This is a genomic window from Enterobacter sp. 296B2, assembly GCF_034106185.1.
Taxonomy (GTDB): Bacteria; Pseudomonadota; Gammaproteobacteria; order Enterobacterales; family Enterobacteriaceae; genus Enterobacter; species Enterobacter cloacae_N.
The window spans coordinates 136,534-156,942 of sequence record NZ_JAWNCA010000007.1; the positions used below are offsets into that span (position 1 = coordinate 136,534).

Annotated in this window: 19 protein-coding genes, 2 tRNA genes and 1 pseudogene; 10 read left to right on the top strand and 12 right to left on the bottom strand. The window is 56.3% G+C overall.

Annotated features, from left to right (window positions below; all coding sequences use genetic code 11):
- Nucleotides 1-75: 75 nt before the first annotated feature.
- A pseudogene (locus URZ40_RS07710) lies at nucleotides 76-398 on the bottom strand (serine recombinase); the annotation flags it as partial.
- 174 nt (nucleotides 399-572) lie between these two features.
- On the opposite strand from URZ40_RS07710, the gene URZ40_RS07715 reads away from it, so the two are divergent.
- From URZ40_RS07715 to yccX, 3 genes are read left to right on the top strand one after another with little or no spacing between them, the layout of a single operon-like run.
- Nucleotides 573-1,130: a kinase inhibitor gene (locus URZ40_RS07715; RefSeq protein WP_320720222.1), complete on the top strand. Its 558-nt coding sequence runs from the start codon at nucleotides 573-575 to the stop codon at nucleotides 1,128-1,130.
- Between the two features lie 10 nt (nucleotides 1,131-1,140).
- Entirely contained in the window at nucleotides 1,141-1,929 is a 789-nt protein-coding gene (locus URZ40_RS07720; RefSeq protein ID WP_116340877.1) for an AraC family transcriptional regulator, read from the top strand.
- A gap of 11 nt (nucleotides 1,930-1,940) precedes the next feature.
- Nucleotides 1,941-2,222: an acylphosphatase gene (yccX, locus tag URZ40_RS07725; RefSeq protein ID WP_320720224.1), complete on the top strand. Its 282-nt coding sequence runs from the start codon at nucleotides 1,941-1,943 to the stop codon at nucleotides 2,220-2,222.
- Here the strand turns inward: yccX and tusE are convergent.
- Both tusE and yccA read right to left on the bottom strand, forming a co-directional pair.
- Complete coding sequence (gene tusE / locus URZ40_RS07730; RefSeq protein ID WP_163329600.1) at nucleotides 2,219-2,548, bottom strand: sulfurtransferase TusE; 330 nt, start codon at nucleotides 2,546-2,548, stop codon at nucleotides 2,219-2,221. The genes yccX and tusE overlap by 4 nt on opposite strands.
- A gap of 87 nt (nucleotides 2,549-2,635) precedes the next feature.
- A complete protein-coding gene (gene yccA, locus URZ40_RS07735; RefSeq protein ID WP_013097244.1) occupies nucleotides 2,636-3,295 on the bottom strand; it encodes an FtsH protease modulator YccA in 660 nt (219 codons plus the stop codon).
- Between the two features lie 269 nt (nucleotides 3,296-3,564).
- Here yccA and URZ40_RS07740 point away from each other — a divergent pair, with 269 nt between their 5' ends.
- Entirely contained in the window at nucleotides 3,565-5,193 is a 1,629-nt protein-coding gene (locus URZ40_RS07740; RefSeq protein ID WP_320720226.1) for an ABC transporter substrate-binding protein, read from the top strand.
- A 144-nt stretch (nucleotides 5,194-5,337) separates the two neighbouring features.
- Nucleotides 5,338-5,425, top strand: a tRNA-Ser gene (locus URZ40_RS07745).
- A gap of 66 nt (nucleotides 5,426-5,491) precedes the next feature.
- Here the strand turns inward: URZ40_RS07745 and URZ40_RS07750 are convergent.
- The 5 genes from URZ40_RS07750 to URZ40_RS07770 form a co-directional block, all read right to left on the bottom strand.
- Nucleotides 5,492-6,328 (bottom strand): alpha/beta fold hydrolase, encoded by an 837-nt coding sequence (locus URZ40_RS07750; protein WP_116340858.1) that lies wholly within the window; start codon nucleotides 6,326-6,328, stop codon nucleotides 5,492-5,494.
- A 225-nt stretch (nucleotides 6,329-6,553) separates the two neighbouring features.
- Nucleotides 6,554-6,772 (bottom strand): acyl carrier protein, encoded by a 219-nt coding sequence (locus URZ40_RS07755; protein WP_116340856.1) that lies wholly within the window; start codon nucleotides 6,770-6,772, stop codon nucleotides 6,554-6,556.
- A 17-nt stretch (nucleotides 6,773-6,789) separates the two neighbouring features.
- A complete protein-coding gene (locus URZ40_RS07760; RefSeq protein WP_320720227.1) occupies nucleotides 6,790-8,223 on the bottom strand; it encodes an AMP-binding protein in 1,434 nt (477 codons plus the stop codon).
- On the bottom strand, nucleotides 8,220-9,338 hold the full coding sequence (locus URZ40_RS07765) for an MBOAT family O-acyltransferase (protein WP_163329601.1): 1,119 nt from the start codon (nucleotides 9,336-9,338) through the stop codon (nucleotides 8,220-8,222). Before URZ40_RS07765 ends, URZ40_RS07760 begins: the two co-directional genes overlap by 4 nt.
- Before the next feature lie 128 nt (nucleotides 9,339-9,466).
- Nucleotides 9,467-10,603 (bottom strand): D-alanyl-lipoteichoic acid biosynthesis protein DltD, encoded by a 1,137-nt coding sequence (locus URZ40_RS07770; protein WP_116340850.1) that lies wholly within the window; start codon nucleotides 10,601-10,603, stop codon nucleotides 9,467-9,469.
- A 278-nt stretch (nucleotides 10,604-10,881) separates the two neighbouring features.
- Here URZ40_RS07770 and URZ40_RS07775 point away from each other — a divergent pair.
- Nucleotides 10,882-10,969, top strand: a tRNA-Ser gene (locus URZ40_RS07775).
- Between the two features lie 132 nt (nucleotides 10,970-11,101).
- Here the strand turns inward: URZ40_RS07775 and URZ40_RS07780 are convergent.
- Nucleotides 11,102-11,959 (bottom strand): AraC family transcriptional regulator, encoded by an 858-nt coding sequence (locus tag URZ40_RS07780; protein WP_116340848.1) that lies wholly within the window; start codon nucleotides 11,957-11,959, stop codon nucleotides 11,102-11,104.
- 228 nt (nucleotides 11,960-12,187) lie between these two features.
- Here URZ40_RS07780 and URZ40_RS07785 point away from each other — a divergent pair, with 228 nt between their 5' ends.
- Genes URZ40_RS07785 through URZ40_RS07800 form a run of 4 tightly spaced genes read left to right on the top strand, consistent with a single transcriptional unit; the run spans nucleotide 12,188 to nucleotide 17,102 of the window.
- A complete protein-coding gene (locus URZ40_RS07785; protein WP_320720228.1) occupies nucleotides 12,188-14,026 on the top strand; it encodes a DUF2264 domain-containing protein in 1,839 nt (612 codons plus the stop codon).
- On the top strand, nucleotides 14,023-15,303 hold the full coding sequence (locus tag URZ40_RS07790) for an oligosaccharide MFS transporter (protein WP_320720229.1): 1,281 nt from the start codon (nucleotides 14,023-14,025) through the stop codon (nucleotides 15,301-15,303). Before URZ40_RS07785 ends, URZ40_RS07790 begins: the two co-directional genes overlap by 4 nt.
- Nucleotides 15,304-15,316: 13 nt before the next feature.
- Nucleotides 15,317-16,507: a glycoside hydrolase family 88 protein gene (locus URZ40_RS07795; protein ID WP_320720230.1), complete on the top strand. Its 1,191-nt coding sequence runs from the start codon at nucleotides 15,317-15,319 to the stop codon at nucleotides 16,505-16,507.
- A gap of 22 nt (nucleotides 16,508-16,529) precedes the next feature.
- The gene (locus tag URZ40_RS07800; RefSeq protein ID WP_320720231.1) at nucleotides 16,530-17,102 is read left to right on the top strand and encodes a DJ-1/PfpI family protein; all 573 of its coding nucleotides are present in this window, start codon (nucleotides 16,530-16,532) and stop codon (nucleotides 17,100-17,102) included.
- Between the two features lie 63 nt (nucleotides 17,103-17,165).
- Here the strand turns inward: URZ40_RS07800 and URZ40_RS07805 are convergent, their stop codons facing one another.
- From URZ40_RS07805 to hpxO, 3 genes are read right to left on the bottom strand one after another with little or no spacing between them, the layout of a single operon-like run.
- Nucleotides 17,166-18,101: a PDR/VanB family oxidoreductase gene (locus URZ40_RS07805; protein WP_166710675.1), complete on the bottom strand. Its 936-nt coding sequence runs from the start codon at nucleotides 18,099-18,101 to the stop codon at nucleotides 17,166-17,168.
- An 11-nt stretch (nucleotides 18,102-18,112) separates the two neighbouring features.
- Nucleotides 18,113-19,147 carry a molybdenum cofactor-independent xanthine hydroxylase subunit HpxD gene (gene hpxD / locus URZ40_RS07810; protein ID WP_316380081.1) on the bottom strand — a complete coding sequence of 345 codons (1,035 nt, stop codon included), beginning with the start codon at nucleotides 19,145-19,147 and terminating at the stop codon, nucleotides 18,113-18,115.
- Nucleotides 19,148-19,162: 15 nt separating this feature from the next.
- Nucleotides 19,163-20,317 (bottom strand): FAD-dependent urate hydroxylase HpxO, encoded by a 1,155-nt coding sequence (gene hpxO / locus URZ40_RS07815; protein ID WP_320720232.1) that lies wholly within the window; start codon nucleotides 20,315-20,317, stop codon nucleotides 19,163-19,165.
- Nucleotides 20,318-20,409 lie beyond the last annotated feature (92 nt).

Below are 20,409 nucleotides of genomic sequence, written 5' to 3' on the forward strand. Positions count from 1 at the left end.
GTATGCAATATCTGCACCTTGCTCAGGGCGGGCGGTCATATCCGAGAGCATTCTTCCGATCTAATTCAAATATAATTAGCTTACTAACTCCTTCTTAATGCGGTAGAACGTTGCACGGCTGATACCTGCAGCTTTCATGATGTGGGCTGGTTTAACATTCTGCGCCAGCATTTCACGCACTGTATCACGGGCTTCCATATCTTTTTCTTTTCCCGTATACAAGCCTGCCTGTTTTGCTCTTTCGATCCCCTGTGCCTGGCGTTTACGGGGGTTTCATAATCTTGTCGTGCCATTGTCGCAAGGATATCGATCATCATAGCATTGACGGCCCGAAGAATGCCGCTGGTAACGTCGTTACCGTACATTTCGACCATCTGCCAGCTTTTTGGCAAATCCATTATTTGCTGTTCTGTCGATTTCAGGGAAATGGCGCGTAGAGTAGCACATTCAGCCAGGCGCAATCATCTGCGGATGCCGTTGAGCGTTTCGGCACAAAATCAAATCGCTTAAGCACATTACGATATTGCAGCCAGCATTACAGTGGGGCTTCCGGTACAGCAGAGGGAGCACCTATGAAAAAGCGAAGTGTGATCGCATTAGCCGCTCTGGCGGCAATCAGTTTTCAGGTTTCAGCGGCAACGCCTTTCAGCATCACCAGTCAGGATATTTCCGGCGAGCGCCATTTAGCGCAGCCGCAGGTATTCGAGGGATTCGGCTGCCACGGCGGTAACCAGTCCCCGCAACTGGCGTGGAAAAGCCCGCCCGCCGGTACGCAAAGTTTTGCCGTTACGGTCTATGACCCGGATGCCCCCACCGGCAGCGGCTGGTGGCACTGGACCGTAGCCAATATTCCCGCGAAGACAGCGACGCTGCCCGCTGGGGCCGGAAACCCTAATGGCGAGAAATTACCTGCCGGTGCGGTGCAGGGGCGTAATGATTTCGGTTATTCTGGATTCGGCGGCGCATGTCCGCCCGCAGGAGATAAGCCTCACCGTTATCAGATTACCGTCTGGGCGCTGGACGTGGATAAACTGCCTGTCGACAAAAATGCCAGCGGCGCGCTGGTCGGCTTTATGCTTAATAGTCACGTTCTGGCAAAGGCGCAGTTAACCGCAACCTACAGCAGATAAGGATGAACCGGTGCAGGAGTTCCATTTTCGACATAAACACCTGACGGCGGGTGAAGTGACCGCCAGCAAAATGCATCGCCTGCACCAGGTTAAGCTCTTTTTTCCGGCCATTTGTCATATCACGCATGGCAGCAAGGTGATTGTGCAGGACGACAATCGACTGGTGGCAACCCGGGATGAGCTGATTATTATCCCGGCCAATACGGCGATGGAGATTATCAATCAGCCTGTAAACGGTCTGTTTCACTCGGATTTGCTGATGTTGTCCCCGGAGATCGTCGCCGAGTTTAAGGCGCATTACCTGAAATCCTGGCCGCGCACGACGCTGCATTCGCTCTGCGCCCCGCTAAGCGAAGGGCTGGCGTTTATGTGGGATAACCTGCTGCACGCCGTGCGTCAGGAGTTACCGGAGGCGCTGCAAAAGCATCAGGCCTTCGGTCTGTTGCTGGCCTTGCTGCATGACGGCATGGCAGGTCCGCTGCTTGTTGAGCGGAGCAGTAACCTGACCGAGCAGGTGCGGCAGTTCATTATGCTGTCGCCCGCCAGAGCCTGGACCGCGCAGGACGTCGCCAGCCGTCTCGCATTAAGCGTACCGACGCTGCGCAGGCGGTTACGCGAGGAGTCGCAGAGTTTTCGCCAGATTGTCGAGGAGGTGAGGATGGCCGTTGCTTTGTCGCAGCTACAGTCAACCCGATTACCGATTGGCGAAATCGCATTACAATGTGGGTATCTTTCCAGCTCTCGTTTCACCGCCCGTTTCCGGCAGCACTATGGTTGTTTGCCGAAAACGCTACGTTAAGGAGAAGAAAAATGTCAAAAGTCTGCACCATTGTCTGGGTTCACGGCGTCGTTCAGGGCGTCGGGTTCCGCTACAGCACTCAGCGCGAGGCCGTTCAGCTTGGGCTTACGGGATACGCGCGAAATATGGACGACGGCAGCGTTGAGGTGGTCGCCTGCGGCGAAGCGGAGCAGGTCGACAGGCTGGTGGCGTGGCTGAAGGCGGGCGGGCCGCGCAGCGCGCGGGTTGATAAGGTGCTAACGGAACCGCATCAACCCGGCCGGGAGTACGTTAACTTCGGTATACGCTACTAAATGCACTTCACCGGTTTTGGCAGGCCGGCAATTTTGGTGGCCTGTTTTGCCGGGCCTTTCGGGAACAGGCGATACAGATAGCGGCTGTTGCCTTTCTCTTCGCCGAACTTGTTGGCCATGGCTTTGACCAGCATGCGGATCGCCGGAGAGGTGTTGAATTCGAGATAGAATTCGCGCACGAAACGGACTACTTCCCAGTGTTCGGGAGAGAGGGTAATCCCTTCTTTCTCAGCAATCACTTCTGCCAGCGCTTCGCTCCACTGGCCACTCTCTTTCAGATAACCGTCATTATCGGTCTCAAACTCTTTGCCTTCAAAACTCAACATAGTCATTCACGCGTCAGTCAAAAACCGCAGCAGTGTACCAAAAAACAAAGCCCCGCATAAGCGGGGCCAGGTTCACAGCGCTGTGGATTAATCCCGGCTGGCGAAGCCCAGGATGCTCAGCAGGCTGACGAAGATATTGTACAGCGACACATACAGGCTCACGGTCGCGCGGATGTAGTTGGTCTCACCGCCGTGAATGATGTTGCTGGTTTCGTACAGGATCGCGCCGGATGACAGCAGGATAAACACCGCGCTGATTGCCAGATGCAGGGCAGGCAGCTGCAGGAAGATGTTTGCCACCATGCCAATCAGCACCACCACGATACCCGCCATCAGCATACCGCCGAGGAAGGACATGTCCTTACGCGTGGTCAGCACGTAGGCCGAGCAGCAGAAGAACACCAGCGCGGTGCCGCCCAGCGCCATGCCAATCACGTCACCCATGCCGGCAGACAGGTACGCGTTCAGGATCGGCCCCAGGATGTAGCCCAGGAAGCCGGTGAAGGCGAACGCGGAAAGAATACCGACCGGTTTGTCAGCGGTTTTGTAGGTCAGGAACATCAGACCATACATGCCCACCAGGGTCAAAATCAGCCCCGGAGACGGCAGCATCAGCACGGTGCTGGCGGTAGCGGTGATCGCCGAAAACGCCAGCGTCAGGCTGAGCATGAAGTAGGTGTTGCGCAGCACCTTGTGGGTACTGAGTAGCGATGTGCGGTCGCGTGAGGAAGTAATTATACGATCCATGAGTCACTCTCTTATGACAGATGTAATTAACGGAAAGAATAGGAAACGGCGCGTCAGTCTCAAAGTGGTTTTACCCATCTTTACTCAGCAGGTTAGCGCCGGAGCTGGTTATTTCTTCTGCAGAAATACGTTTCATCAGTATGAACAACGGTTTGTCGAGATTAATCAGATCAACCTCTTATAGGTTACTGAAAAATATTGCTTTATTACCATAAGGCCGCTAAGAGTTATTTCCGGATCGTCACAAAACAGACAATAAGGCGAAGGAAATGAAACCACAAACATGCACGCGCTTTACGCTTTCTTTACTCACCGCAGGGATCCTGTGCGCCAGCACGGCGACCTGGGCGGCGAATGTGCCGGCAGGAACCGCGCTGGCCGAAAAACAGGAACTGGTCAGAAACAACGGTAGCGAACCGGCCTCGCTCGACCCGCATAAAGTCGAAAGCGATGTCGAATTCAATATTATCAGCGATTTATTCGAAGGTCTGGTGAGTGTTTCCCCGTCAGGGGAAATTCAACCACGGCTGGCAGAAAAATGGGAGAACAAGGACAACACCGTCTGGACGTTCCACTTGCGCCCGGGCATCACCTGGAGCGACGGCACGGCGATTACCGCAGAGGATGTGGTCTGGAGCTGGAAGCGCCTGATCGACCCTAAAACGGCTTCTCCCTATGCCAGCTATCCGGGCAACATGCATATCGCCAACGCGGCCGATATCGCTCAGGGGAAAAAATCCCCCGACACGCTGGGCGTAAAAGCAATCAACGACACCACGCTGGAAGTGACGCTCACCCAGCCCAACGCGGCGTTTCTGGCGATGCTGGCGCACCCGTCGCTGGTGCCAGTGGATAAAGTGCTGATTGGCCGTTTCGGCGAAAAGTGGACCAAACCGGAGCATTTCGTCAGCAGCGGGGCGTATAAACTGTCTCAGTGGGTGGTCAACGAACGCATTGTGGCGGAGCGTAACCCGCGCTACTGGGATAACACGCATACCGTCATCAACAAGGTGACCTACCTGCCCATCACCTCGGAGGCCTCCGATGTGAACCGCTACAAAGCGGGCGAAATTGATATTGTGTACACGGTGCCGATTAACCAGTTTGCCCAGCTCAAGAAAAACCTGGGCAGCCAGCTGGATGTTTCCCCGCAGTTGGCGACCTATTACTACGAATTCAACACCACCCGGCCGCCGTTCAACGACGCGCGGGTGCGTAAGGCGCTAAATATGGCGCTGGATAAAGACATCATTGCCGGAAAAGTGTTAGGGCAGGGGCAGCGCCCGGCGTGGCTGATCAGCCAGCCGGACATTGGCGGGGTCAAGCTGCAGAACCCGGATTACGCCAGCTGGCCGCTGGACAAGCGCATTGCTGAGGCGAAAAAACTGCTCAACGAGGCCGGGTATAACGAAAGCCATCCTCTGCGCTTCAACCTGCTCTATAACACCTCTGAATCGCACCAGCGCATCGCGATTGCAGCCAGCTCTATGTGGAAGAAAAACCTCGGCGTAGACGCGAAGCTGCAAAACCAGGAGTGGAAAACCATGCTGGACACCATGCACACCCACAACTTTGACGCGGTACGTTACGCCTGGATTGCCGACTACGACGACGCGGCGACCTTCCTGAACAACTTCCGTACCGGCGACAGTGAAAACACCAGCCAGTACAGCAACCCGGACTACGATCAAGCCTTGATCAACGCCGCAAAGGCCAAAACGCCGGCAGATCGGGGTAAGTTCTACCAGCAGGCGGAAGACCTGTTGGGCCGTGATGTGCCGGCCATTCCGGTTTATCACTACGTCCGTACGCACCTGGTCAAACCGTGGGTCGGTGGCTTTACGCCGGATAAGCTGGGGTACTACTTCACAAAAGATATGTACATCAAAAAGCACTAAGCGAGAGGGCTGGATTTTATGCTGATAAAATCGCCGATATGTTGTCAGTTCAACCGATTAAACACGTTTTGGCTATTTTTACAGCGAACGAGTGCAGCCGCTCTTTACAGCATGCGGTGAGGTGTTTATAGTTCGCCTCACTCAGGAAGTGTGGCCGAGCGGTTGAAGGCACCGGTCTTGAAAACCGGCGACCCGAAAGGGTTCCAGAGTTCGAATCTCTGCGCTTCCGCCAGATATAAACCCCAGCTTACTCGTTAAGCTGGGGTTTTTCTTTTGCGCTTATCTGTAAACCTGACGTCTAGGAACGAATAAAGGCCAGGATGTCCGCGTTAATGGTATCCGCGTGCGTGGTATGCATCCCGTGCGGGAAGCCCGGATAGATTTTCAGCACGCTGTTCGCCAGCAGCTTATCCTGCAGAAGGGCGGCATTCTTATAAGGCACAACCTGATCGTCGTCGCCCTGCATCACCAGAACGGGAACCGTAATGGTTTTCAAATCCTCTGTCTGATCGGTTTCTGAAAACGCCTTGATCCCCTCATAGTGGGCTTTGGCGCTTCCGATCATCCCCTGACGCCACCAGTTCTGAATCGTACCCTGTGAAACCTCGGCTCCCTCCCGGTTAAAACCGTAAAAAGGACCGCTGGCGACGTCGAGGTAAAACTGGGCGCGATTAGCCGCCAGCGCTTTACGGAAGCCGTCGAAAACCTCAACGGGCGTCCCGCCGGGGTTAGTGTCCGTTTTGACCATCAGAGGAGGAACGGAACTGACGAGCACCGCTTTGGCGACGCGCCCCTGCGGCTGGCCGTACTTCGCAACATAACGGGCAACCTGACCACCGCCGGTCGAGTGGCCGACGTGCACGGCATTGTGCAGGTCCAGGCTTTCAACCACGGCTGACGCGTCGGCCGCATAATGATCCATATCGTGCCCTTCACTGACCTGATCAGAACGGCCGTGACCACGACGATCGATAGCGATAACGCGATAGCCTTCTGCAAGGAAGAAGAGCATCTGGTTATCCCAGTCATCGGCACTCAGCGGCCAGCCGTGATGGAAAACAATGGGCTGAGCCTCTTTCGGACCCCAGTCTTTGTAGTAAATGTTGACGCCGTCTTTCGTTGTTACGAATGCCATACCGCAGACTCCTCTGTGAAAGACACAACGATCGCTGGCTGAACGCATAGCGAACCATTATTGTCCTGATGATGTTGGCTTGTTTTTTTTCCCGTACCGACAGTACCCCTAAAGTGTAGGAGAAATAGTAAAAGCGGTGGGTTTCATTCCTGTGAAAGATATCCAGAAGGGGAGAGCGAATGATGGGCCCCGGAGAGATCCCCGGAGCCATCAGAGGAGCGGGCGTTAACGGTTCTCTTCAATATAGCGGGCGAGATCTGCCGGGGTTTTCAGCACCGTCGCCACGTCGGTCGGCGGGATCGTACAGCCGTAAACGTCCTGCACCTCCAGCACCATGTCGACCGCCAGAATGGAGTCGAGAATGTCAGATTCAATCAGTTCATCGTGAAAGCCCACCTTGCGGGATAACACTTTTTCAAACAGGGCGAGAATATCTTGTTCCATCATTTTTCCTGGGATAATTAATGTGTGCGGGCGTAAGCGTCCAGCAGCTTGCGGTCAATTTTGCCGTTAGGATTCAGCGGCAAAGCGTCTTTTACGATAATTTGTGAAGGCACCATATAGTGGGGAACCACCTTTGCCAGAGAGGTTTTGATCGCATCCGGTGCCATATCCGTCACGCAGAACGCGGCGATGCGCAGCACGCTGCCGCAGGGTTTCATCAGCGGCATCACCACCGCTTCGCTGATGCCGGACATAGCCAGCAGGCGGTTTTCGATCTCGTTGATCTCAATGCGGTAGCCATTCAGCTTGACCTGGCTGTCGTTGCGGCCCTGGCAGTAGATAAGCCCGTCTTCATAGCCCAGATCGCCGGTCCGGTAGCCGCGAAACGCGTCATTTTCCCGACGCAGCAGTTTTGCCGCGTTCTCCTGCGGCAGGCCGAGGTAGCCGCGCATGACGTTTTTGCCCCAGATAATCAGCTCGCCCTCGGCGGAAATTTCCATTCGGCTGTCAGGCATCATGACTCCCACCGGCAGCACGGCGCTGTCGCTATTCAGGATCTCATCCGTGATTTCAACCACGGTCGTTGCGATGGTCGCTTCCGTTGGGCCATAGGAGTTGATGATTCTGGCCAGCGGGAAGCGGCGGCGCAGCTGTTTAACCAGCACTTTATTGAGCACTTCGCCAATAAAGATAAAGACGCTGAGTGCAGGTAAATACTCGCTGTTAAAGTGCGGGGAAAGCAGCTGTTGGTAGGCAAAAGAGGGGGTGGAAACCCAGGCGGAAACCGCGTTGCTTTTCAGCCGCGCCAGCCAGCTCTCTTTCTGGATATCCTCTTTAGCGTTCAGCACGATGTGGCCCCCCATCGCCAGATTCGCCAGTAAAGGGATCAGGGAGAGGTCAAAGCTGAACACAGCGTGGTTCATCAGCACCGGTTTTTCCGGCAGCGAAAAGTCCTGACTGACCCACTTCATGAAGTGCCATACGCTTTCACGACCAATCTGCACGCCTTTCGGTTTGCCGGTGCTGCCTGAGGTAAACATGATATAGGCCAGATCCTGCTCCTCCAGCATCTTGCCCGCCTCGCCGGTGGCGAGGAACTGCCGCGTCGCCACGTCGTAATAGTAAGGGGCGCTGGCCAGATGGCAGATCTCCCGCAGGCGCTCCTGCGGGTAAATGCAGTCCACCGGAATGTACGGAATGTTGTGCAGCAGGCAGCTATAAATCGCCACGGCGAACTCGGCCTGCTGATGTCCGTACAATACGACCGGCGTACCGGCAACAGGCTGGCAACGCTCATAGCGCTGTGCCCAGTCCGTCACGGCAGCGGAAAGCTGCAGCCAGCTTAAGGCCTCGTCGCTGCCGCTGATGGCCAGCTGCTGCGGGGAGGCGGGATCGCATAATGCCGCACGCAAGAAATCCTGCAGTTCCTGCAGATCGGTGTGATTTTTCATAGAGGTGACATTCCACTAAAGATGTAAAGGGAGCCCGCGGCGCTTCCCAGCGTCAGAATTCGCCCTAAAAACGCAACGGCCGGATACTGCAAGCCACGCTGTAACGCCGGGCTGCGTTTGGCTGACCACAGCAGCATGTTGTGCGCGACGGAAATCGCGCCAAACAGCGCGCCGCTGATCACGTAATGGCGTTCCAGGCCGTTCCACGCCCCCATGCAGAACAGGGTGCAAAAAATACCGATATTTTGCGCCAGCGTTTTGTTCTGGCGGAAAAAGTTGAACTTCATCAGGTTCATATAAATGGGCATAAACACCACGTCGCGCAGCCATTCAGACAGGCTGATGTGGAAACGGCGCCAGAAGTCCTGCGGATTTTTCGCCAGAAGCGGCATATTGAAGTTTGCCGGAATGTTCAACCCAAACAGGCGGCCTGCGCCGATGGCCATATTGCTGTAGCCCGCAAAATCAAAGTAGAGGTAGGCGCTATAGGCAATCGACATCACCACGCCCACGGTCAGCGTAAACGGCTTATGGCTCCAGGGCTGCACGACAAGTGAATCAATCAGCATGGCAAACAGGAACTTCTGGATAATGCCGGTAATAATTTGCTCTAACGCGACTAAAAACTGCTCGCGATTAAGGGCAAAGACGGGCTTGCTGACGTCGCTCATCCATGTCCGCCAGCGGTACATTGGGCCAGCCAGAATAATAAAAGGCATAAACAGATAGCAGAAATAGTGCAGGAAATTCTGCCCTTCTTTTTTACTGCGATAGAGCAGCACGTCCACCGCGCGGAACGTCATAAAAGAGAGGCCGATCATGCCGAGATGATGATTAACGTGCAATTTCACCAAAAATAAAGGAAGCAGCGTTAACACAATAGCCTGCCAGGTTTTTAACCATCCTTTTTCTTTTAACGTGGCGACAAGGTAAAAACTGAAAAAAACGACCGCGGGAACACGGTAATCACCCTGAAAAATATAGCCCCAGCCTAATGCAGCCAGGACGGATAAGGCCGATAAATAAGTCAGACGATGACGTAATACGCGATTGACCAGCGCAAACACCAGGGCGGATGAAAACAAATAGACAAAAAACATTCCTGAGCTATACATCATTCGGCCTCAGAACTTTTGATATTCAAAATGCAGCTGCATACTCATGCTGTCATCGACAGCGGTCCACGCGACGATGGTGATCGCCAGCAGGAGATAAAGGAAAAAAAGACGGATCGCGATTTTCATTATTTAAAGCTCTGTGCAATAAAGCGAATCATAGGAACCCAGGCCAGTTCGGAAGGGTGCAAACGATCCCAGTTCCAGCCATTCTGATAAGGCATGGCGTACATATCTAAATAAGGGATCTGGTTCTCTTTCAGAATGGTTTGAATTTGCTTATCAACCGGGCGGAAGGTGTCGGTATTGTAAAGCGCCCAGGGGTTTACCGGGTCGACGATGGCAATCACCTGCACGTGACGGTCTTTCAGCAACTGGACGGTTTTTCTGAATGCGGCGATTTGCGCAGGTACGACCGGCGTGTCATCCCACTGCTGCCGTGTACCGTCCTCCTCGTAAATCGTTTTGTCCATCCACAGGGTGGCCGCGCTCTGCTGGCGTTTTTTATTTAACTCGCGGGCATTCGCCAGCTCTTTATCCCAGTCAGGGGCAATGTGGGTGGTTGGCTGCGGCGGCCAGGGTTGCGCCGTTTTTGGCGTAATGTTGAGCAGCGACAGCCAGTCGTTTTTTATCAGGGTGCAAAAATTTGCAAATTGAAAACTGAGTTCATCCCAAATCAGGTCGGGGTGCCAGCCGTAGATACGCATTTGGCCAAAGGTTAAATGGCTTATCCCTTTAGGATCAATATGCTTTACGTCATTCACCAGTATCGGACGCGCTTGCGGATCTTTCATCAGAGGATTAAAAACAGAACCCGGGAAATTATCCGCATAGATAGCGGGCGGCAGACCTTTTGAGTAAAAGGCATCGGGTGCGAGAAGCAATACCACTTTGCTGTTTGCATTAAGGCTATTTTTAAAACGCGAGAGAAGTAAAAATTGCGTTTCGTCATCGACAAACGCATCGCCATAGGCCACGACGGGCTGGTGTAATTGCTTATTAAAATAATTATATACGGCGTAATGTTCATCTTCTGAGGTGGCAACCTCAGACGCACCGATGAAAAAAATAGCGTTCCCTTCGAGGGCATGAGAAATGGTGGCTATTTTTTCCGCCTGTTCTTTAGCAGTCCCCGCCATGGATTTGATCAACGGCTGGAATGTAAGCGGCGGATCAAAGCTTGTCACCAGCGGGTGAAAGCTCAGGGCTAAAATGGCCAAAACCGCCATCAGGATATGTAAGCAAAACGTATTTTTGATTTTCATCATCAACCAGTAAGGTTATATGGCGGTAATGCGTTAAAACCCGCGTTACCCGGGTTTATTACAATTAAACAACAATTGACCGTCTATTTTTGGGGCATTCTATACCACGGTGATTTAAAAGAATGAGCGTTGCTGTGTAACGGTATGTACAAGGTAGGAGGAAGCGATGGAAGGGCGGCGTCCGGGTGACTTTTTGCGCAGTCAAACGCCTGTGGGGCAAAATAGAAAAATTCCTGCTTTACAAGGCGCTAATAGATGTTTATAGTGCGCCTCACTTTGGAAGCGTGGCCGAGCGGTTGAAGGCACCGGTCTTGAAAACCGGCGACCCGAAAGGGTTCTAGAGTTCGAATCTCTACGCTTCCGCCAAATTCGAAACCCAGGTCGTTATGCGACCTGGGTTTTTTTGTGCACAGAAGACCCCCGGCCAGGCTGGATGTTCAGCAAACCCGTCCACTTTGATCCAGCGTTCAAAATCCCCTTTGATTTGTTAAAACCGCCCTAACAGGGAATTCTGGTGCAGCGGATACTGCGTCGATACTGCAGTGGCGTCTGACGCATCATCTTTTTAAAGCAGGTGATGAAATAGGTCACCTCGCTAAACCCGACTGCCAGGGCGATGGCGTCAATAGGCTCATCGCTGTACCGTAACAGCTCGCAGCTGCTTTTTATTCGCCGGGTCAGCAAATATTCGTGGATAGTACCGCCGGTCTGCTGGCGGAAAATGCGTGAGGTATAGCTGCGCGAAAGCCCCAGGTCGTGCGCTAGCTGGTCGAGCGAAAACTTGCTGGCATAGTGGGCTTCGACCCAGCTCATAATCCGCGAGGCGACGGTCTGCTGGCGCGGAGGGTAGGGCTGCGGCTGCTCGGGCAGAAACGTCATAAGCTGCATCACCAGAAATGCAACCTCGCAGGCCTCGGTCTGCTCGTTGCCCTCCAGGCGCTGAAACTGTTCAAGGATCCTCTCGATAAACGCCGCGTGATTGCTGAGATCGTAAATCTGTGCTGGCAGATTGCTGGCGGCCAGCGCGGCGAACCGGGCCTGATGGCGCGGGAAGGCGCTGAGCGCACTTTCGACGACCGATTGCTCAATGTGCATGGTAGTGCGGTGATAGGGGTTCTTATCGCTATGATCCACCTGCACTTTGTGCAAGCGGAAGGGTGGGAAGATAAATAATCGCCCCGGACGGGCGGTGTAGTGCTGATTATCCACCACCACGATGCCGTAGCCGCTGGAGATATAGAGCAATTCAACGCATTGATGCCAGTGGTAGTAAATCGCGCTGGTGGTGTACATGCGGTTGAAAGAAATGGCCTGCCGATCGAGCGTAATGCGTTCCAGCAGCTGCGCTTCACCCATTTTACCTCCAGAACAACAGATTTAAATTTTTAGGCCATCATTTGTAATTTATCCCCCTCGCGTTCGACAAAATCCAGTAAAAATGAAATGGCGGTTTAATTTTGTGAGTCGGCTCACTCAGCGCCGGGAATAAAAGCAGATACTCTTCATTCAGACGTCGCCCTCGTGGCTTTAAAAAGCCTAATAACAATAAGTTATCTCTACCCTCGTGTAATGCGGGAGGACCCTGTGCAACCTGAAAATATTCATCTGGATAATCCACTGACAAGCCGGGAAGAGGTGCAACGGCTGGTCAACGATATGCTGAACGCGGTGGCGCCCTGGTTTAAAAAAGACGCCAGCCGCATTGATTTAGCGAACTTTACCGCTCACTACGGCCAGCGTGTCGCGAGCATGGAAACGTTTTCCCGCCTGCTGTGGGGCGTGACGCCGCTGTTGGCTGGCGGCAGCGAGCCGCAGCACTTCTCATTCTATTTACAGGCAATAAAAAACGGCACCAATCCGCACCATGCCGATTACTGGGGCGACGTCGGGCCTTACGATCAGCGAATCGTCGAGATGGCGGCCTACGGGCTGCTGCTGGCGCTGGCGGGTGAAACCGTACTGGCACACTTCACCGAGACGGAGAAAGAGAATTTATGGTGCTGGCTAAAGCAGTGTGAGACTCAGGATATCCCCGATAACAACTGGCACTACTTTCCAATTCTGGTGCAGGTCGGCTTCCATTATTGCGGCATGCCAACCAACCCGCAGGCGCTGGAAGCTCATTTTGCTGCCATGGAGCACTACTACCTCGGCGATGGCTGGTATTCCGATGGTCCGGGACGGCCGCGCGACTATTACATCTCGATGGGCTTCCATTTCTATGGCCTGATTTACGCGAAGCTCATGGCCGGGGTCGATCCACAGCGTTGTGCAACGCTGCGTGAGCGGGCCGCGCGTTTCTCCTCTGACTTCATCCATTTTTTTGCCGAAGACGGCGCGGCGATCCCGTTTGGCCGAAGCCTGACCTACCGCTTTGCTGAGGCGGCGTTCTGGAGTGCGGCGGCCTTCGCCGGGCTGGAGGTCTTTTCGCCCGGCGTGATTAAGGGCATCGTTCTGCGCCATCTGCGCTGGTGGCTGAAGCAGCCGATGTTCGACCGCGACGGCGTACTCAGCGTCGGCTACAGCTACCCGAATCTGGCGATGGCGGAAGACTACAACGCGCCGGGTTCACCGTACTGGGGCCTGAAGACCCTGCTGGTGCTGGCATTAGATGAGGGCAATGCCTTCTGGCAGGCGGCTGAGCTGCCGCTGCCGCCGTTGCCCGCGCAGCACACGATAGCCCACGCGGATCAGGTGGTGGTGCATCAGGCCGATCACCTGTGGATGCTGACTTCCGGCCAGCTGGAGCTGAACAACTTCGTCAATACCGAAGCGAAATACTGCAAATTTGCCTATTCCACCCGCTTTGGCTTCACCATTGAACGCGGGCGCTACGGCCTGAACCATGCCGCACCCGATTCGATGCTGCTGCTGGCCGAAAAGGATAACTACTGGCGTGGCCGCCGCGAATGCCAGCACGTGGTAACCACAAACGGCACCATTTACAGCCGCTGGCTGCCGTGGCGCGATGTGGTGATTGAGACCTGGCTGCTGGCGTTGGGTGACTGGCAGCTGCGCGTCCATCGTATCGATACCCGGCGCGCGCTGGACTGTGCGGAAGGTGGCTTTAGCCTGGCAAACCGCCCGCAACCGCAGGTCCACGAGAGTGACAGCGCCTGCTGGTTACGCAATGTCCGGGATGTATCAGCCATTTTCTGTCTCCATCCGCACGCCCGCCGCGGCGAGACGGTGTTGACGCCGCCAAACAGCAATCTGTTGTTCGCCGAGCGCGCGGCGGTGCCGCTGCTGCGCGGTGAACTCGACCCCGGCAAGCATGTGTTAATCAGCGCGGTGTGGGCGGGAAATGCCGCCGACTTCGAGCCGCAACGCTGCCCACAGGCCATCATTAGCGATGACGCGGTACGCTTCGTGACGGCACGACAAGAAACGACGCTCGTTCTGGCTCCGGAGGCATCACTATGAGCACATCATCGTCCGTACGCGCCGCGCAGTACAAAATGAGTACCTTTATTTTCCTTTACTTCTTCACGTGGTCATCCAGCTTTGGCCTGTATGCCCTGTGGCTGAGCCAGAAAGTAGGCCTTGATAGCGTCACCATCGGCAGTGTGTTCGCTATTAATGGCGTCTTCGCGGTGGTCCTGAAGCCGGTGTACGGCTACATCATGGACAAAATCGGCATGAGCAAGTGGCTGCTCTATTTTGTCTGCGCCATTTCTGCGCTGATGGCGCCGTTTTTTGCGCTGGTATACCAGCCGCTGCTGCAAAGCCATGCGATGGCGGGAATTATCATCGGCGCGCTGTATCTGAGCCTGGGCTGGTACGCCGGCGTGGCGGCGTCTGAATCTTACGCCGACCGCTTTAGCCGCCTGTACGGGCTGGAGTTTGGCCGCATCAGAATGTGGGGTTCACTCGGCTGGGCGATGGCGGCTTCAGTTTCCGGGCTGTTGTTTAACGTCACCCCGCTGGTCAACTTTCTGCTCAGCAGCGGTACCTCGGTAGTGATGCTGCTGGTGCTGATTAGCCTCAAAATCGGCGACGAGCAGCTGCGCAACAACAGCGTCATCTCCACCAATAAAATCGTTTTTGCCGACGTGCTGATGCTGCTGAAAAACCGCAAATTCTGGATGTTCAGCCTCTACGTCGCCGGGGTGGCGTGGATGATGTTTATCGCCGAGCAGCAGTTCCCGCGCTACTTCGTGTCGTTCTTCGCCACCAAAGAGCAGGGGAATGCCTGGTACGGCTACCTGAGCACCGTCCAGTCGGGGATGGAGTTCGTGATGATGATGTTTATCCCGTGGCTGGTGAACCACTACGGCGCTAAGCGCGGCCTGCTGTTCTGCGGCTGTGTGGTCGGAGCACGGCTGATCGCCTCCGGACTGACCAGCGACCCGATTGTTATCTCCATCATCAAACCGTTTTATGGCGTCGAGATCGCGCTGCTGCTGATTTCGGTCTTCAAATACATCGCCGAACATTTCCATCGTCGGGTTAACGCCACGATGTACCTGCTGGGCTACCAGGCGATGATTTACGTTGGCTCGATTGTGGTCGCCCCGCCTGCCGGCTACCTGTACGACAGGATAGGCTTTGAGCATACCTATCTGCTGATGGGCTGCTGCGCCCTGATATTTACGCTGATTTCCGCCTTTACGCTGTCGCGCTGCCAGTCGACGCGCGATGACTCACGACCCTTTGCTCCGGCTTTAGATACCGCCCCGGTTGAACCGGCCAAACATTAATTCAGGAGTTGTTATGACCAAATCTGTTATCACCGAAGCGCTGCGGCCGATCGAACTGCATCAGGTCGATCGCCTGGCGCTGAGCCAGAAGCTGGAAGCGGCGTTATCCCGCGTCACGCGCAAGCTCGACAAGAATATTGTCGCCTTCGGCGATAAGTTCCCCGGCGAAGCCTGTAAGAAGGGTGTCTGGCCGCGCACCGATAACGTGGAGTGGACCACCAGCTTTTGGCCAGGGCAACTGTGGCTGGCGTGGGAGATGACCGGCAAAGCGCATTATCGCGAAGCCGCAGAGCGCTATTTACCGTCGTTCGCCCGGCGTATTGAGCAGCGCATCGACACTGCAACGCACGATCTCGGGTTCCTCTATTCGCTCTCCTGCATCAGCGCCTGGCGGCTCACCGGCAACGAAGCCGCTCGCCAGTCGGCGCTGCTGGCGGCAGAGCGCCTGATGGAGCGTTTTAATCCGACGGCCAACATTATTCAGGCGTGGGGTGATTTAAACGACCCGGAGCAGCAGGGGCGAATGATCATCGACTGCAATATGAACCTGCCGCTGCTGTACTGGGCCAGCGAACAGACCGGGGATCCGCGCTATGCGCAAGCGGCGACGGCGCACGCCGGACAGGCAGCGAAGTATATCGTGCGTGAAGATGCCTCGACTTATCACACTTACTATATGGATGTGCAGACGGGTGAGCCGCGCTTTGGCAATACCCATCAGGGTTACAGCGATACCTCGTGCTGGTCGCGAGGCCAGGCATGGGGCATTTACGGCTTCCTGCTCAGCTATCAGCACACCGGCGATAAGCATATGGTTGAGCTGTCACGCAGCCTGGCGCATTACTTCCTCAACCGTCTGCCGGAAGATGATATTTGCCACTGGGATCTGGCCCTGCTCGGTACCGACGCCGTGCGCGACAGTTCAGCGGCGGCGATTGCCGCCTGTGGCCTGCTTGAGCTGGTCAAGGCGCTGCCGACGCTCGACGCACACCGCGCGTATTATGAAGAGATGGCGCTGCGTATTGCGCAGTCGCTGACCGATAACTACCTTGCCCATGACGACGATCCGACCGAAGGGCTGCTGCAGCACTCGGTTTATCACATGGGCAGCGGTAAGGGCGTCGATCAGTGCTGTAGCTGGGGTGACTATTTCTATCTTGAGCTGCTGGCGCGGCTGCGACAGATTTGGCATCCGTACTGGTAACCCTTAAGCAATGGAGAGCAAGATGAAAAGCGTAGCTGTGCTATTAGCCCCCGGTTTTGAAGAGGGGGAAGCGATCGTCACTGTCGATATTTTGCGCCGCCTGAATATTACGGTGCAGACGATTGCCTGTGGCGAGAGTCGCGAAGTGGTGAGCTATCACGCCATCTCTGTGATGGCGGACAGCACTCTGCAGGTCAGCCTCGACCAGACCTTTGACGCCGTGGTGTTACCGGGAGGCCCGCAAGGCAGCGTTAACCTGGCGAAAAGCGCGGAGGTTATTGCCTTCGTCCGCCGCCACGATGAAGCGGGCAAATATATCTGCCCGATCTGCTCCGCCGCCGCTCGCGTGCTGGGCGGCAACGGACTGCTGAAGGGGCGTCGCTATGTCTGCTCCGGCGAGTTGTGGAAAACGGTCAGCGATGGCATGTACGTCAACGCCGACGTGGTGGAGGATGGCAATCTGCTGAGCGGCCGCGGGCTGGGTAAAGTATTTGATTTCGCTTTTACCCTGGCGGCGCGATTGCAGGGCGATGAAGCGTTGGCGCGCGAGCAGGCCAACCGTATTGATTACGCGTGGCAGCCGGGACGCGTCTGATAACAAAGCCTTACCGGCACATCTGAAAAACCTCCGGCTGTGCCGGAGGATATTTATTTCGTTTTACAGCCCAATCACCAGCTCCCTGGAATGGCTCCGAGAACAGCACAGCGCCACCTGCTGGTCCGTTGCGCTTTTTTCCGCCTCCGACTGCACGCTATCCCGGTGATCCACCACGCCGTCAATCACCGGCGTCAGGCAGGCACCGCAGATCCCCATTTCGCAGGACAGCGGCACGTCCACGCCGTTTTCCTGCAGTACCCGGGCGATGGTTTTATCCGCAGGCACCGGCCAGCGCTCCCCGGTGGAGGCGAGTTTGACCGTAAAGATCTCGCCGGATTCACCGCCCGTGACAGGCGCAGCGGGCTGAAACGCCTCGCTGTGGATATGGTCGTCCTCCCATCCCTTCGCCGTCGCCACCTCACGCACTTTTTCCATAAAGCCCGCAGGTCCGCACACCCAGGCGCGCAAACCTGCCTCGGGCGCGGGAAGGTGCTCTGCCAGGGTGGATCGCGGGCTGGTGGTATGAATAAAGCACTTACCGCACTGCAGGAGTTCGCGAGCAAACGCCGCGCTTTGACGGTTTTTGACGTAATAGTGCAGCGTAAACGGCGTACCGGACGCCTTCAGCTGCAGGGCCATCGCATACAGCGGCGTAATGCCAATCCCCGCCGCCAGCAGCAACACCCGCTCAGCCTGATGCAGTGGAAACAGGTTGCGCGGGGCAGAGATCGAAAGCGTCTGTCCGGGACGCAGCGTCTCGTGAACGTAGCGCGACCCGCCGCGCGAGGCGGCTTCACGCCCCACGCAGATAAGATAGCTCTCGTCCTGACATGCCCCGGTCAGGGAGTACTGGCGCACCACGCCGCTGGGCAGGTGGACATCAATATGCGCGCCGGGCTGCCAGGACGGCAGCGTTTCGCCGTTTTCGGCCACCAGCCTGACGGCAAGGCTTTTATCCCCCTCACGCCACAGCCCGTCGACAATCACGTTCAGCATATCGGCCTCCGTCATACCAGGAAAAATTCGCCAAAGCCCATTTTTTTCAGTCCCCGGCGGTAGGCAATTGAGCTTTTATCGGCGGGAATATGGGCTTCCAGCGTCAGATCCAGCGGCAGACTTTCCGGGCGCTGGGTTTCCACCATCAGTCGATCTTCCTCGAAGATGCGCAGGTTAAAGGCATGCACGTCCTCCACCGGAATATGCAGGTCAAAGTTGCGCGCAATAGGGGCGAACATGCGGGTCACGCGCGATGACACGGGCGAGGCGGCGTTCATAATCACCAGCCGCGATTCACCCGGAAAATGAATCGTCAGCGTGGCGGTAAACGGCAGATGCAACTCAAAATGGCGCAGCCACTGGAAGCCGTCCGGAGCCTGCACGTCAGAGCTGGCCGGGTAATTGCTCACGGAGCTCCAGTAATCGGCCACGAAGCCGAACGGCGTCTCCTGCGGCTGATAGGTGGGAACCAACTGATTATTGGGATCCGCAAAGGTATCGGTGTGGATCCACGCAAAGTGCGCCACGTCCAGAAACCCCTCCACCTGACGCCCGGCGAAGCCGTTCACCTCAAACGCCGGGCAGTTAATCTGCTGAAATCCATCGTCATCCCAGTGCGGCATAGCGGGCAGCGGCGCAGGATTGTCCGGGTCAAACGCCAGGCAGGTCCAGATCAGGCCGAAGCGCTCCTCCACGGCATAGTTAATCAGGTTCAGCTTCGCCGGAACGGGCTGGTCGGGGCTGGACGGAATACGGTTGCAGCGCCCGTCCTCCCCAAAGCGTAAGCCATGATAGGGGCAGATAATCCCGTGCTCGTCGTGAAAGCCGAGCGTCAGCGGCACGCCGCGGTGCGGGCACACGTCACGGGCGACCACGACCTGGTCGTGGATCCGGTAAATCACCAGCTGTTCATCCAGCAGGGTCGCTTTGACCGGTGCCGGGCCGACGTCGCAGGCGCGCGCAACCGGATGCCAGCATTTCGCCAGGCGCAGCCAGTCCTCTGGCTCAAACGTGCAGTGGGCGGGTGGTGTCGGTTCTCTTTTCATCGTTGTCCCTCTTGTTCAGCCTAACGGGCCGCCCTGAATGGTCTCGCACAGACCGTTGATAATGCGCTCCCCGGTCTCCTCTTTGAGTTCCTGATACCAGGCCTGCGTCAACGCCATATCTTTCCCGTGGGTGACGTCGCAGCGTTTACGCGCCTTCAGCACCAGGTCACGCACCCGGTCGCAGCGCAGCGCTTCGTACTGCCGCAGCGCCAGCGTAATGTTGTGGTTTTCACGCAGGCATTCCCCCAGCACCACGGCATCTTCCATCGCCGCACAGCCGCCCTGGCCGATATCCGGCGTGGTGCTGTGCCCGGCATCGCCGAGCAGCGCGACGTTGCCGCGCACCAGGCTGTCGAACGGCTCAATGTCGTGGATTTCAATGCGGTTGGTCGTTTCAGGATCCAGCGCCGCGATAAGCCTTTGCACCTGCGGCGCCCAGCCGCGGAAGTAGCCAGTGAGGTCGGCGCGCAGGGTGGTACGATCCTCCGCCAGACCCGCGGGCAGCGGCACGTCAAAAAAGAAGTAGAAGCGGCCGCCGGAAACGGGCATCAGCGACACGCGCTTACCCTCGCCAACGAAGGTGGTCCACTGGTGCGCCGGGGCAATCTCTTCATCAATCTTTACCAGCCCGTTCCAGTTTACGTAGCCGGCGTAGCGGCGCTCCGGCGTATAGCCCAGCACATACGGGCGAACCGCCGAGTGGCTGCCGTCGGCGGCAATCAGGAAATCCCCGGCTGCCGTGGTGCCATCGGTGAAGGTGACGTTCACGCCCGCGTCGTCTTCATGCACATGTTCCACGCGCTTGCCGAACTGCACCTTGTCGCGTCCCCAGAAGTCCAGCATTTCGCGCTGGAGTTCAGCGCGCGAGACGGGGCAGGGGCGTCCGCCGGTACGCTCAACCAGCGGGGCGAGACTGAAGCGGGTCAGGGTGTCGCCGCGCCGGTAATCCTTGTAGGCCATAAAACGCATCGGCCCGCCGTACGTCTCGATGATGTCGCCCATGCCGAGGTGCTGCATGCATTTCACGCCGTTCGGCCAGATTGAGATGGCCGCCCCGACGGGCCTGATCTCTTTTACGGCTTCAAACACGGTACAGTCGATGCCCGCTCTCTTCAGCGCGACGGCGGCGCTCAGGCCGCCAATACCCGCGCCAATCACGATTGCTTTCATGCTTCTCTCCTTTTGCAGGGTGTAAAGGCATTCAGCAATTTGCGTACCAGGCTGCAGAGTGGCGAAAACGGCGTTGTGAGGGAGACGTTTGC

What these genes read in the sequence shown, in the direction of transcription:
- tusE (WP_163329600.1), bottom strand. Translation starts at nt 2,548, where the DNA reads ATGTTGAGTTTTGAAGGCAAAGAGTTTGAGACCGATAATGACGGTTAT.
- yccA (WP_013097244.1), bottom strand. Translation starts at nt 3,295, where the DNA reads ATGGATCGTATAATTACTTCCTCACGCGACCGCACATCGCTACTCAGT.
- hpxO (WP_320720232.1), bottom strand. Translation starts at nt 20,317, where the DNA reads ATGAAAGCAATCGTGATTGGCGCGGGTATTGGCGGCCTGAGCGCCGCC.
- URZ40_RS07795 (WP_320720230.1), top strand. Translation starts at nt 15,317, where the DNA reads ATGACCAAATCTGTTATCACCGAAGCGCTGCGGCCGATCGAACTGCAT.
- URZ40_RS07770 (WP_116340850.1), bottom strand. Translation starts at nt 10,603, where the DNA reads ATGAAAATCAAAAATACGTTTTGCTTACATATCCTGATGGCGGTTTTG.
- URZ40_RS07760 (WP_320720227.1), bottom strand. Translation starts at nt 8,223, where the DNA reads ATGAAAAATCACACCGATCTGCAGGAACTGCAGGATTTCTTGCGTGCG.
- URZ40_RS07765 (WP_163329601.1), bottom strand. Translation starts at nt 9,338, where the DNA reads ATGTATAGCTCAGGAATGTTTTTTGTCTATTTGTTTTCATCCGCCCTG.
- hpxD (WP_316380081.1), bottom strand. Translation starts at nt 19,147, where the DNA reads ATGAAAAGAGAACCGACACCACCCGCCCACTGCACGTTTGAGCCAGAG.
- URZ40_RS07805 (WP_166710675.1), bottom strand. Translation starts at nt 18,101, where the DNA reads ATGCTGAACGTGATTGTCGACGGGCTGTGGCGTGAGGGGGATAAAAGC.
- URZ40_RS07800 (WP_320720231.1), top strand. Translation starts at nt 16,530, where the DNA reads ATGAAAAGCGTAGCTGTGCTATTAGCCCCCGGTTTTGAAGAGGGGGAA.
- URZ40_RS07750 (WP_116340858.1), bottom strand. Translation starts at nt 6,328, where the DNA reads ATGGCATTCGTAACAACGAAAGACGGCGTCAACATTTACTACAAAGAC.
- URZ40_RS07715 (WP_320720222.1), top strand. Translation starts at nt 573, where the DNA reads ATGAAAAAGCGAAGTGTGATCGCATTAGCCGCTCTGGCGGCAATCAGT.
- URZ40_RS07780 (WP_116340848.1), bottom strand. Translation starts at nt 11,959, where the DNA reads ATGGGTGAAGCGCAGCTGCTGGAACGCATTACGCTCGATCGGCAGGCC.
- URZ40_RS07790 (WP_320720229.1), top strand. Translation starts at nt 14,023, where the DNA reads ATGAGCACATCATCGTCCGTACGCGCCGCGCAGTACAAAATGAGTACC.
- yccX (WP_320720224.1), top strand. Translation starts at nt 1,941, where the DNA reads ATGTCAAAAGTCTGCACCATTGTCTGGGTTCACGGCGTCGTTCAGGGC.
- URZ40_RS07755 (WP_116340856.1), bottom strand. Translation starts at nt 6,772, where the DNA reads ATGGAACAAGATATTCTCGCCCTGTTTGAAAAAGTGTTATCCCGCAAG.
- URZ40_RS07740 (WP_320720226.1), top strand. Translation starts at nt 3,565, where the DNA reads ATGAAACCACAAACATGCACGCGCTTTACGCTTTCTTTACTCACCGCA.